Here is an 11,717-nt window from a genome sequence, read left to right on the forward strand (position 1 = left end):
TGACATGGAGCGTTTGTCGCGCTTTGTTGCCGCGTTGACCCGTTGGGGCTTGGGTAGCTGTGGGTTGCTGCTGGTGCTGCTGGCCTTGTACGTCAGCCTGGGGCGGCAATTCGTCCCGCTGATAGCCGAATATCGCGCCGATGTCGAAGCCAAGGCACAGGCCGCCCTGGGCATGCCATTGTCCATCGGTAGCCTTGAGGGGCGCTGGAGCGGCTTGGCACCGGTGTTGTCGGCCCATGATGTGATGGTCGGTGCTGGCCCATCGGCCCTGCGTCTGGACCATGTAGAGGTGATCCCGGATATCCGCGCCAGCCTGCTGGCCCGTGAACTGCGGATCGCTCGTCTTGAGGTCGGTGGGTTGAAGCTCGATCTCAGGCAGGGTGAGGATGGGCAATGGGCCCTCGAAGGACTGCCGCGCCAGGACGATCAGCCGCTGGACCCCGAGCAGTTGCTCACGCGCCTGCAGATGGTCGCGCAACTGTCGGTGCTCGACAGCCAGTTGACCCTCGAACCGTATGGCGAGTCGCCGTTGACCCTGACCTATGTCGGTCTGAACCTGCGCACCGGCCCGAGTCGCCAGCGCCTCGACCTGCGTCTGACCCTGCCCGACGGCCAGCCGTTGGCGCTGAACCTGACGACCCGCCTTCGGCCCAGTGACTGGCGCAATGCTTCGGCCGATGCCTATCTGAGCCTGCCGCAGAGTGACTGGTCACGCTGGTTGCCGGCGAGCCTGATCGGCCAATGGAAGATTGCCGAGTTCAAGGCCGGCGGCGAATTCTGGTTGAAGTGGGCCGACGGCACGGTGCAAAGCGCTGTAGCGCGACTCAATGCCCCGCAATTTCGCGGCGGTTACGCCGATCGCAAGCCGGCGAAGATCGAGAACCTGGCGCTCAACGCCTATCTGCAGCGCAATGAACAGGGCTTCAGCCTGTTGCTCGATTCGTTGGCGATGAACCTGGGGCAGACTCGCTGGGAGTCTCATCTGCAGTTGCAGCAGAGTGCCGCGACTGACAAAAGTGCTGAGGTGTGGCACGTGCAGGCCGATCGCCTGGACCTGACGCCGATCACGCCACTGCTCGACAGCCTGGCGCCGTTGCCGGAGGGGCTGGCGACCGTGATCGACCATCTGAAGGTCACCGGTGCCTTGCGCAATGTACTGCTCGATTACCGTCCACAGGAAACCGGCGACCGCCGCCTGAGCTTCGAGGCCAACCTGGAGCGTGTCGGCTTCGATGCCTACCATGGCGCGCCTGCGGCGCGAAACGTCACCGGAAGCATCAGCGGCGACCTGGGCCAGGGTGAGCTGCGCATGGACAGCAAGGACTTCTCGCTGTTCCTGTACCCGATCTTCAACAAGCCCTGGCAGTACCTGCAGGCCAATGCCCGGCTGACCTGGAAGCTCGACCAGCAGGGTTTCACCCTGATCGCGCCGTACATCAAGGTGTTGGGCGAGGAGGGCAAGATCGCCGCCGACTTCCTGATCCGCCTGCATTTTGCCCAGGAGCAGGAAGACTACATGGACCTGCGTGTCGGCCTGGTTGACGGTGACGGTCGCTTCACGCCCAAGTACCTGCCGGCGGTCCTGAGCCCGTCCCTCGACGAATGGCTGCGTACCGCGATCCTCCACGGCGCCGTCGACCAGGGTTTCTTCCAGTACCAGGGCTCGTTGAATCACGATGCCCTGGCCGCTGCGCGCAACATCAGCCTGTTCTTCAAGGTGCACGACGCCGAGCTGGCCTTCCAGCCGGGCTGGCCGCATGTCAGCAAGGTCAACGGTGATGTCTTCATCGAGGACAGCGGGGTGCGGATCAACGCCAGCAAAGGACAGTTGCTCGACACCGCCGTCAGCGACGTGATGGTCAACATCCCGCACTCGACCGCAGGCAAGGCGCCGCACCTGCACCTCGACGGCAATTTTGCCGGTAGCCTCGGCGATGGCCTGAAGATTCTCCAGGAGGCACCGATCGGCACCGGTCCGACCTTTGCCGGCTGGCAGGGCGACGGCAACCTGCAGGGCAAGGTAAAACTGGATGTTCCGCTGGAAAAGGGTGACGAGCCCAAGGTGTTGGTGGATTTCGCCACTGATCAGGCGCACCTGAAACTGGCCGACCCGAGCCTGGACCTGACTCAGCTCAAGGGCAATTTCCGCTTTGACAGCGACAAGGGCCTCAGTGGCGACGGGATCAGCGCCCAGGTGTTCGACCGACCGATCACCGCGCAGATCAGCGCCGACGGCAAGCCTGGCAACCTCAGCACCCGGGTGACTGCCAAGGGGCAGGTGGCAATCAAGAAGCTTTCCGATTGGCTGGGTGTCAGCCAGCCGCTGCCGGTTTCCGGCGACCTGCCTTATCAGTTGCAGTTGAACCTCAATGGCGCCGACAGCCAACTGATGATCAACTCCAACCTCAAGGGTGTTGCAGTCGACCTGCCTGCCCCCTTCGGCATGCCGGCGAGCCAGGGGCGTGACAGCGTGTTCCGCATGACCCTGCAGGGCGCCGAGCGACGTTACTGGTTCGGTTATGGCGAGTTGGCGAACTTCACCTTCGCCGCGCCGAGCGGCAAGCTGGCAGACGGTCGCGGCGAACTGTTCCTCGGCGATGGCGATGCACAGTTGCCGACGATCAAGGGGCTGCGCGTGCGTGGCGTGCTCTCCGAGCTGGATCTGGAGCCGTGGAAGGCGGTGGTCGACCGTTATGCCGGCCAGGACCCGGGCGGCAATGCCAGGCAATTGCTCAGCAGTGCGGACTTCCGGGTGGGCACGCTCAGCGGTTTCGGTACCCGGTTCGATCAGGTGAGCCTGCAGATGGCCCGTAGTGCGACGGCCTGGGGATTGTTGATCGACAGCCAGCAGGCCAAGGGCAGCGTGACCCTGCCGGATACCAAGGGCGCTCCCATCGGCGTCAAGCTGGCTTATGTCCGGCTGCCGGCCCCGGACCCGAGCGTGGTCGCCGACGAGAATGCCCCGGACCCCTTGGCCTCGGTGGACCCGCGGCAGATTCCGGCGCTGGATATCAGCGTCGATCAATTGTTCCAGGGCCAGGACCTGGTGGGTGCCTGGTCGCTGAAAGTCCGCCCGACGCCCAAAGGTATTCAGCTCAATGATCTCAACCTGGGCCTCAAGGGCATGCAGTTGCAGGGTAATGGCGGCTGGGAGGGGGCGCCCGGCAGCAGTGGCAGTTGGCTCAACGGACGCCTGGAAGGCAAGAACCTGGCTGACGTGCTCAAGGCCTGGAGTTTCGCGCCGACCGTGACCAGTGATGATTTCCACCTCGATGTCGACGGTCGCTGGCCCGGCTCGCCGGCCTGGGTCGGGCTCAAACGGTTCTCCGGCAACCTGGATGCCACCCTGCGCAAGGGACAGTTCGTCGAGGTCGAGGGCGGCGCCCAGGCGCTGCGGGTATTCGGTCTGCTGAACTTCAACTCCATTGGTCGCCGCCTGCGCCTGGACTTTTCCGACTTGCTCGGGAAAGGCCTGAGCTATGACCGGGTCAAGGGGTTGCTGGTGGCCAGTGACGGTGTGTACGTGACCCGCGAGCCGATCGTGCTGACCGGGCCATCGAGCAACCTTGAACTCAATGGCACCTTGGACATGGTCGCTGACCGTGTCGATGCCAAGTTGCTGGTGACCCTGCCGGTGACCAACAACCTGCCGATCGCTGCGCTGATCGTCGGAGCGCCGGCCATCGGTGGTGCCCTGTTCCTCATCGACAAGCTGATCGGTGACCGCGTCGCACGGTTTGCCAGTGTGAGGTACAGCGTCACCGGGCCGTGGAAAGAACCGAAAATCACCTTCGAAAAGCCTTTTGAAAAATCCAAGTAGCGCCCCATGGAGTAGCATGGTGGCTGGTCTTCCAAGGAGTGTGCCATGACTTTATCCGTCATCCAGATGGTCAGCCAGGACGAGGTTCTGGCCAACCTGACCCAGGCTCGCCGCCTGCTTGAGCAGGCCGCCGAAGGGGGCGCACGGTTGGCGGTGTTGCCGGAAAACTTCGCGGCCATGGGCCGCCGTGATGTTGCGGCGATCGGTCGGGCCGAAGCGCTGGGCGAAGGGCCGATTCTGCCATGGTTGAAACAGGTCGCCCGCGACCTCAGGTTATGGATCGTGGCGGGTACCCTGCCTTTGCCACCGAGCGATCAGCCGGATGCCAAGGCCAACGCTTGCTCGTTGCTGGTCGATGACCAGGGCGAGACGGTCGCCCGTTACGACAAGCTGCACCTGTTCGATGTGGACGTGGCGGACAATCGGGGTCGTTATCGTGAATCCGACGACTATGCTCATGGTAGCCGGGTGGTGGTCGCCGATACGCCGGTGGGGCGCCTGGGCCTGAGCGTATGCTACGACCTGCGCTTTCCCGAGTTGTACAGCGAACTGCGGCGGGCCGGTGCCGAACTGATCACCGCGCCCTCGGCTTTCACCTCGGTGACCGGCGCTGCGCATTGGGAAGTGCTGATTCGTGCCCGGGCCATCGAGACCCAGTGTTACCTGCTGGCGGCGGCCCAGGGTGGCGTGCACCCCGGACCACGCGAGACCTTCGGGCATGCGGCGATTGTCGATCCGTGGGGACGTATCGTCGCCGAACGCGATCAAGGCGAAGCGGTGCTGCTGGCCGAGCGCGACAGCAATGAACAGGCGTCTATCCGGGCGCGAATGCCGGTGGCCAATCACCGGCGCTTTTTCTCGCAGGGCGCGCAGCGACCTGCATCGCAATGACGAAATAAGGCGCAAAACCTATGAGCGAGTTGTTGTCCTCAGTCAGCGAACACCTGTTGGCGCCGGGTGGCGTGACCATCGAAAACCTTCAATCGGTCCTGGGTGACCTGGCCGGGCCTGGCATCGACGCCGCCGACCTGTATTTCCAGGGACAGATTTCCGAGTCCTGGGCGCTTGAAGACGGCATCGTCAAGGAAGGCAGCTTCAACCTTGACCAGGGTGTCGGCGTGCGGGCGCAGTCCGGTGAAAAAACCGGTTTCGCCTACAGCAACGCGATCACTCTCGAAGCGCTGGGCGCAGCCGCACGCGCGGCCCGCTCGATTTCCCGTGCCGGGCAGAACGGTCGGGTGCAGGCGTTCACTTCCCGGGATGTGGCGCAACTCTATGCGCCGGACAACCCGCTGGATGTCATGAGCCGCGCGGAAAAGGTCGAGTTGCTCAAGCGTATCGACGTTGCCACTCGTGCCCTGGATCCGCGTATCCAGCAGGTTTCGGTGAGCATGGCAGGTGTCTGGGAACGCATCCTGGTGGCTTCCACCGACGGTGGCCTGGCGGCGGATGTGCGCCCGCTGGTGCGATTCAACGTCAGCGTGATCGTCGAGCAGAACGGTCGCCGCGAACGCGGTGGGCATGGTGGTGGCGGACGTACCGACTATCGCTATTTCCTCAGCGAGGACCGCGCCATGGGTTATGCCCGCGAGGCCTTGCGCCAGGCGCTGGTCAACCTCGAAGCGGTTCCCGCCCCGGCTGGTACGCTGCCGGTGGTGCTCGGTTCCGGTTGGTCCGGGGTGCTGCTGCATGAAGCGGTCGGGCACGGCCTGGAGGGCGATTTCAACCGCAAGGGCAGTTCGGCCTACAGCGGCCGGATGGGTGAACGGGTTGCTTCGAGCCTGTGCACCATCGTCGACGATGGCACCCTGGCTGGTCGTCGCGGTTCGCTGAGTGTCGATGACGAAGGCACCCCGACCGAGTGCACCACGCTGATCGAGAACGGTGTGCTCAAGGGCTACATGCAGGACAAACTCAATGCCCGTCTGATGGGCGTGGCCCGGACCGGTAACGGCCGCCGTGAATCCTACGCGCACCTGCCGATGCCACGCATGACCAACACCTACATGCTCGGTGGCGAGAGCGATCCGGCGGAAATCATCGCGTCGGTGAAGAAAGGCATCTACTGCGCCAACCTGGGGGGCGGTCAGGTCGATATCACCAGTGGCAAATTCGTGTTCTCCACCAGCGAGGCCTACCTGATAGAAGACGGCAAGATTACCGCGCCGGTCAAGGGCGCGACGCTGATCGGCAACGGCCCGGAAGCCATGAGCCGGGTTTCGATGGTTGGTAACGATCTGGCGTTGGACAGTGGTGTGGGGACGTGTGGCAAGGATGGGCAGTCGGTGCCGGTGGGTGTCGGCCAACCGACCCTGAAGATCGACGCGATCACCGTGGGTGGCACGGGCGCGTAAGGGAAGGGGGCACGGGTGAGCCGAATGCCGGCCCACCCCTGGCGACACTCAACGCAGACCGCGGTGGGTATCGTCCAGATCCCGGATGTACTTGAAGACTTTACGGCTGGAAGCCGGTGGCTTGTTGTGTGCCAGCTCGTGCTGGGCCTGACGGATCAGAGAGCGCAGTTGCTGGCGGTCCGCTTCGGGATATTCGCCGACGAACTTTTCCAGCACATCGTCGTTGCCGGTGATCAGGCGATCACGCCAGCGCTCGAGGTTGTGGAAGCGTTCGTTGTACTGCTTGGTGGACGCGTCGACCTGGTCGAGGACCACCTGGATGGCGTCGATGTCCTGGTCGCGCATCAGCTTGCCGATGAACAGGATGTGCCGTTTACGCGCGATGTTCGCGGTGTGCTTCGGCGCATCGGCCAAGGCACGGCGCAAGCCGTCGGTCAGTGGCAGTTTTGCCAGCAGGTCAGGCTTGAGTGTGGTAAGTCGCTCGCCGAGATCAACCAGAGCATGCAGCTCGCGTTTGACCTGGGATTTGCTTTTCTCCCCATCGAGGGAGTCGTCGTAAGAATCAACCATGGTGGCAGTCCGCAAAGAAACGCCGCCATGATAACCAGTCGGGGGCCGCTTGTCCGGCCCGGTCGCTCAATGGGCGTGACTGAAAGCTGCATTTGAGTGGAGAAAGCTGAGTGGAGAAGACCATGAGCGCAGCACAAAGCGTTGGCCCGCAGGCTCTGCCGGTCCTGCAGGAGCAGGTCGAGCAGATTCTTGCCGAAGCCAGGCGCCAGGGGGCCAGTGCCTGTGAGGTGGCGGTGTCCGTGGAGCAGGGGCTGTCGACGTCGGTACGCCAGCGGGAAGTGGAAACGGTCGAGTTCAACCGTGACCAGGGTTTTGGCATCACCTTGTATCTCGGGCAACGCAAGGGCTCGGCCAGCACTTCGGCCAGCGGCGCCGAAGCCATTCGCGAGACCGTTGCCGCTGCGTTGGCTATCGCTCGGCACACGTCCGAGGATGAGTGTTCCGGGTTGGCCGATGCAGCCCTGATGGCCAAGGAGATCAAGGATTTCGACCTGTTCCATGAATGGAACATCACCCCCGAGCAGGCCATCGAGCGGGCACTGATTTGCGAGGCGGCGGCTTTCGAGGCTGACAGCCGGATCAAGAACGCCGACGGCACCACCCTGAGCACCTCCCAAGGGTGCCGGGTCTACGGTAACAGCCATGGTTTCATCGCCGGGTCCGCGTCGACGCGCCACAGCCTCAGTTGCGTGATGATCGCCGAAGGTGAGGGGCAGATGCAGCGTGACTACTGGTACGACGTCAATCGCCAGGGCGAGTTGCTGGTCGATGCTGTCAGTATTGGTCGCAAGGCCGCGCAGCGGGCGGCCAGCCGCCTGGGCGCGCGCCCGGTTCCGACCTGCGAAGTGCCGGTGCTGTTTTCGGCGGAACTGGCCGGAGGCCTGTTCGGTAGCTTCCTGTCGGCGATTTCCGGCGGCAACCTGTACCGCAAGTCTTCGTTCCTCGAGGGGGCGCTGGGGCAGCGGTTGTTCCCGGAGTGGCTGACCATCGATGAGCGCCCGCACCTGATGCGCGCCATGAGCAGTTCGTCCTTCGATAGCGATGGTCTGGCCACCTATGCCAAGCCGTTCGTCGAGAACGGCACGCTGGTGTCCTATATTCTGGGGACCTATTCGGGGCGCAAGTTGGGGCTGCCGAGTACCGCCAACGCCGGCGGCGTGCACAACCTGTTCGTCACCCACGGGGTCGAGGACCAGGATGCGCTGATCCGCCGGATGGGACGCGGCCTGCTGGTGACTGAACTGATGGGCCATGGTCTGAACATGGTGACCGGCGATTACTCGCGCGGTGCGGCAGGTTTCTGGGTCGAGAATGGCGAGATCCAGTTCCCGGTCCAGGAAGTGACCATTGCCGGCAACATGCGCGACATGTTCAAGCAGATCGTCGCCGTTGGCAGCGATCTCGAACTGCGCAGCAATATCCGCACCGGCTCGGTGCTGATCGAACGGATGACCGTCGCCGGTAGCTGATTCACCCCGTTACCCGAACGAAAGGCGTGCCGCGTTGAGCGGCACGCCTTTTTTTGTGCCTGGTTCAGAAAGATTGTTTTGATTATCAATATCGGATAATAATAAATCTCATTATCGAATGAGCCTGGGTCATGAGTTCTGTCTTGCATGAGCAACCCTATCTGGACAGCTGGCGCTGGATGAGTCGCCAGGTCCGCTGTGCGCTGCTGCCGGACGAGCCCCGGCTGATCGATCATTACCTCGCCGAAGGCCGCTATCTGGCCTGCTGCACACCCACTTCGCCCTGGACCATCGCCGAAACCGCCTTGCGCCTGTTGCTCGACACAGCCACCGACACCGCGTTGCCCTGGCACTGGCGTTCGTTATGCCTGGACCAGGCCTGGCGACCGCTGCGTGACCTGGAGCGCCTGGCGTTATGCAACTGTCGGCGGCGGCGCTGGCAACGCTTTGCCTGGCAATTGGCGAACTGTTCGCTGCTGCCTTCCATTCCCCTGACTGAACTGGTGCAAGGATTTCCCGATGAGTAATACCCGTATCGAACGCGACAGCATGGGCGAACTGCAGGTGCCGGCGAACGCCCTGTATGGCGCCCAGACCCAGCGCGCCGTGAATAACTTTCCCATCAGCCACCAGCGTATGCCGGCGCAGTTCATTCGTGCGCTGATCCTGGCCAAGGCTGCTGCCGCCCAGGCCAACGTCGAACTCAAGCAAGTGAGTGCAGCCCAGGGCAAGGCCATCTTCGATGCCTGCCAGGGGCTGCTTGAAGGCGATTTCATGGCGCATTTCCCGGTGGATATCTACCAGACCGGTTCCGGTACCAGCTCGAACATGAACGCCAACGAGGTGATCGCGACCCTTGCCAGCCGTCTGTTGGGCGAGCCGGTCAACCCCAACGACCACGTCAACTGTGGGCAAAGCAGTAACGACATCATTCCCACCACCATTCATGTCAGTGCCGCGTTGGCCTTGCATGAGCAATTGTTGCCAGCCCTGGCGCATCTGGTGCAGGTCACCGAGGCCAAGGCGGTGCAGGTCCACCCGTTCATCAAGACCGGTCGCACCCACCTGATGGATGCCATGCCGGTGCGTCTTAGCCAGGTCCTCAATGGCTGGGCGGCTCAGCTCAAGGCTAACGTTGTGCACCTGCAGAACCTGCTCCCCAGCCTGCAATCCCTGGCGCAGGGCGGCACTGCGGTGGGTACCGGGATCAACGCGCACCCACAATTCGCCGAGCTGTTCAGTCGTCAACTGAGTGCCTTGACCCGGGTGCCGTTCACGCCTGGCAGCAATCTGTTCGCGCTGATCGGCTCCCAGGACACTGCGGTCGCCGTTTCCGGTCAGTTGAAGACCACTGCGGTGTCGTTGATGAAAATCGCCAACGACCTGCGCTGGATGAACTCCGGGCCACTGGCTGGCCTGGGCGAGATCGAACTGGAGGCCTTGCAGCCCGGTTCGTCGATCATGCCGGGCAAGGTCAATCCGGTGATTCCCGAAGCCACCGCCATGGTTGCTGCCCAAGTGATCGGCAATGACGGCACGATTGCCGTGGCCGGCCAGTCGGGCAATTTCGAACTGAACGTGATGTTGCCGATCATCGCCCAGAACCTGTTGAGCAGCATCGAACTGCTGGCCAATGTCAGCCGCCTGCTGGCCGACAAGGCGATCGCCAGCTTCAAGGTCAACGAGGCCAAGCTCAAGGAAGCGCTGTCGCGCAACCCGATCCTGGTCACTGCGCTGAACCCGATCATCGGTTATCAGAAGGCCGCCGAGATAGCCAAGAAGGCTTATCAGCAGGGCCGACCGATCATTGATGTCGCGCTCGAACATACCGATCTGCCCCGTAGCCAACTGGAAACCCTGCTGGATCCGGAAAAGCTCACGGCTGGCGGCGTGTAACCCACTGGATTGTCTGGAGGTTCGTCATGGAACACTGGAGACGCACGATCGAAAGGGCCAACCGCCATTTCAACCTGGGCGAGCTGGTTGATGCCCGCGAACACTACCTGCAGGCGCTGGCCCTGGCGCAGGTGCTGTTCGAGCGCTGGCCGGATGCCGAGGAGGCGGTGGCCGCCTGCGTGATTTCCCACCATAACCTGGCGGACCTGCACCTGCGCCTCAACCAGCCAGAAGAGAGCGTCGAGTACCTGTGTGCCGTTCACCAGCGCCTGTTGCAGGCGATGCAGGACACCCGACTCGCTCCCGCACTGCGTGAAGCGGCGTTGCATCAGAGCAGCAAAACCTACGTCGAACTGCTGGCCTTCATCAGCGAATACGGCGAATACCCCCGCACCAGCCGTCTGCTCCACAGCCAGACGGCCTCCTCGGGCACGGTCCCGTCGAGTCATCAACATGGAGTTCATTGAAATGCCCTACACCTTGCCTGCGCTGCCTTACAGTTACGACGCCCTGGAGCCGCATATCGATGCCAAAACCATGGAGATCCACTACACCACGCACCACCAGACCTACGTCACCAACCTCAATGCAGCCGTCGGGGGTTCGCAATGGGCCGACTGGTCAGTCGAGGCGCTGGTGGCTGGTGTCGGGCAACTGCCGGAAAAAATGCGTCCGGCAGTGATCAACCATGGCGGTGGTCATGCCAACCATTCGTTGTTCTGGGCAGTGATGAGCCCACTGGGCGGTGGTGAGCCTGAGGCGGCGCTGGGGCAGGCTCTCGATGAGCAACTGGGGGGTTTCGAAGCCTTCAAGGACGCCTTTACCAAAGCCGCATTGACGCGTTTCGGCAGCGGCTGGGCCTGGCTCAGCGTGACCCCGCAGAAAAAACTGGTGGTCGAGAGCAGTGGCAACCAGGACAGCCCGCTGATGAATGGCAATACGCCGATCCTCGGCCTGGATGTCTGGGAGCACGCCTATTACCTGCTGTACCAGAACCGTCGGCCGGAATACATCAACGCCTTCTATAACGTGATCAATTGGCCGGAAGTCGAACGGCGTTATCTCGCTGCCCTGGCATGAACCATATGACCCACAAGATCCAAAGCCGATGATGGAGACTGAAACCGTGGCAATGAGCACAGGGCGACGATTTCGCCAGGGAGTAGGCTTGCTGTTGTTGCTGGCGGGAGTGGTATTGCTTGTTGCGCGGCTGTTCGGCGGGGCGGGAGGCGGTTGATAGCAGGGGCGACGGTGGTGAAACGATCGATGGCAAGCTGGCTCCCCACTGCTTGGTGTGGGGCTGGCCTGCAGTGTGGGGCGAGTGTTTACTCGCCTTCGTCGAAATAGTTGTTGATCAGTGCCACCAGCGCTTCCATCGCCTCGTTTTCCTGCTCGCCTTCGGTTTTCATGTGAATCTTGGTGCCCTTGCCGGCAGCCAGCATCATCATGGCCATGATGCTCTTGCCATCGACCATGCTCTCGGGGGTGCGTCCTACCCGGATCTGGCAAGGGTACTGACCGGCAACGCCGACGAACTTCGCGGAAGCGCGGGCGTGCAGGCCCAGTTTGTTGATGATTTCGATTTCCAGAGCGGGCATCGCGATGGTG

Annotated in this window: 10 protein-coding genes; 8 read left to right on the forward strand and 2 right to left on the reverse strand. The window is 62.7% G+C overall.

Going from position 1 to position 11,717, the window contains the following annotated elements; translation table 11 throughout:
- Positions 1-4 precede the first annotated feature (4 nt).
- From BLU37_RS12035 to tldD, 3 genes are read left to right on the forward strand one after another with little or no spacing between them, the layout of a single operon-like run.
- Positions 5-3,820 carry a YhdP family protein gene (locus BLU37_RS12035; RefSeq protein ID WP_090205086.1) on the forward strand — a complete coding sequence of 1,272 codons (3,816 nt, stop codon included), beginning with the start codon at positions 5-7 and terminating at the stop codon, positions 3,818-3,820.
- 45 nt (positions 3,821-3,865) lie between these two features.
- On the forward strand, positions 3,866-4,711 hold the full coding sequence (locus BLU37_RS12040; protein WP_090205088.1) for a carbon-nitrogen hydrolase family protein: 846 nt from the start codon (positions 3,866-3,868) through the stop codon (positions 4,709-4,711).
- A gap of 20 nt (positions 4,712-4,731) precedes the next feature.
- The gene (gene tldD / locus BLU37_RS12045) at positions 4,732-6,174 is read left to right on the forward strand and encodes a metalloprotease TldD (protein ID WP_019363541.1); all 1,443 of its coding nucleotides are present in this window, start codon (positions 4,732-4,734) and stop codon (positions 6,172-6,174) included.
- 48 nt (positions 6,175-6,222) lie between these two features.
- Here the strand turns inward: tldD and yjgA are convergent, their stop codons facing one another.
- On the reverse strand, positions 6,223-6,744 hold the full coding sequence (gene yjgA / locus BLU37_RS12050) for a ribosome biogenesis factor YjgA (protein WP_090205090.1): 522 nt from the start codon (positions 6,742-6,744) through the stop codon (positions 6,223-6,225).
- Positions 6,745-6,866: 122 nt separating this feature from the next.
- Here yjgA and pmbA point away from each other — a divergent pair, with 122 nt between their 5' ends.
- From pmbA to BLU37_RS12075, 5 genes are all read left to right on the forward strand, one after another.
- Positions 6,867-8,213: a metalloprotease PmbA gene (gene pmbA, locus BLU37_RS12055; RefSeq protein WP_090205093.1), complete on the forward strand. Its 1,347-nt coding sequence runs from the start codon at positions 6,867-6,869 to the stop codon at positions 8,211-8,213.
- A 131-nt stretch (positions 8,214-8,344) separates the two neighbouring features.
- Positions 8,345-8,740, forward strand: coding sequence for a FagA protein (locus tag BLU37_RS12060; protein ID WP_090205095.1), 396 nt, complete (start codon positions 8,345-8,347; stop codon positions 8,738-8,740).
- Positions 8,733-10,109 carry a class II fumarate hydratase gene (locus BLU37_RS12065; protein WP_090205098.1) on the forward strand — a complete coding sequence of 459 codons (1,377 nt, stop codon included), beginning with the start codon at positions 8,733-8,735 and terminating at the stop codon, positions 10,107-10,109. Before BLU37_RS12060 ends, BLU37_RS12065 begins: the two co-directional genes overlap by 8 nt.
- A 26-nt stretch (positions 10,110-10,135) precedes the next feature.
- Positions 10,136-10,576 carry a hypothetical protein gene (locus BLU37_RS12070; RefSeq protein ID WP_090205101.1) on the forward strand — a complete coding sequence of 147 codons (441 nt, stop codon included), beginning with the start codon at positions 10,136-10,138 and terminating at the stop codon, positions 10,574-10,576.
- A gap of 1 nt (position 10,577) precedes the next feature.
- Positions 10,578-11,189 (forward strand): superoxide dismutase, encoded by a 612-nt coding sequence (locus BLU37_RS12075; RefSeq protein ID WP_090205104.1) that lies wholly within the window; start codon positions 10,578-10,580, stop codon positions 11,187-11,189.
- 245 nt (positions 11,190-11,434) lie between these two features.
- Here the strand turns inward: BLU37_RS12075 and BLU37_RS12080 are convergent, their stop codons facing one another.
- The gene (locus BLU37_RS12080; protein WP_090205107.1) at positions 11,435-11,707 is read right to left on the reverse strand and encodes an HPr family phosphocarrier protein; all 273 of its coding nucleotides are present in this window, start codon (positions 11,705-11,707) and stop codon (positions 11,435-11,437) included.
- Positions 11,708-11,717: the final 10 nt, after the last annotated feature.

This window comes from Pseudomonas asplenii (genome assembly GCF_900105475.1).
In the GTDB taxonomy this organism is placed as follows: Bacteria; Pseudomonadota; Gammaproteobacteria; order Pseudomonadales; family Pseudomonadaceae; genus Aquipseudomonas; species Aquipseudomonas asplenii.

Bases quoted from the DNA above. Each gene is read 5' to 3' on its own strand.
- BLU37_RS12075 (WP_090205104.1), top strand. From the start codon at position 10,578: ATGCCCTACACCTTGCCTGCGCTGCCTTACAGTTACGACGCCCTGGAG.
- BLU37_RS12070 (WP_090205101.1), top strand. From the start codon at position 10,136: ATGGAACACTGGAGACGCACGATCGAAAGGGCCAACCGCCATTTCAAC.
- BLU37_RS12065 (WP_090205098.1), top strand. From the start codon at position 8,733: ATGAGTAATACCCGTATCGAACGCGACAGCATGGGCGAACTGCAGGTG.
- pmbA (WP_090205093.1), top strand. From the start codon at position 6,867: ATGAGCGCAGCACAAAGCGTTGGCCCGCAGGCTCTGCCGGTCCTGCAG.
- BLU37_RS12080 (WP_090205107.1), bottom strand. From the start codon at position 11,707: ATGCCCGCTCTGGAAATCGAAATCATCAACAAACTGGGCCTGCACGCC.
- BLU37_RS12040 (WP_090205088.1), top strand. From the start codon at position 3,866: ATGACTTTATCCGTCATCCAGATGGTCAGCCAGGACGAGGTTCTGGCC.
- BLU37_RS12035 (WP_090205086.1), top strand. From the start codon at position 5: ATGGAGCGTTTGTCGCGCTTTGTTGCCGCGTTGACCCGTTGGGGCTTG.
- yjgA (WP_090205090.1), bottom strand. From the start codon at position 6,744: ATGGTTGATTCTTACGACGACTCCCTCGATGGGGAGAAAAGCAAATCC.
- BLU37_RS12060 (WP_090205095.1), top strand. From the start codon at position 8,345: ATGAGTTCTGTCTTGCATGAGCAACCCTATCTGGACAGCTGGCGCTGG.
- tldD (WP_019363541.1), top strand. From the start codon at position 4,732: ATGAGCGAGTTGTTGTCCTCAGTCAGCGAACACCTGTTGGCGCCGGGT.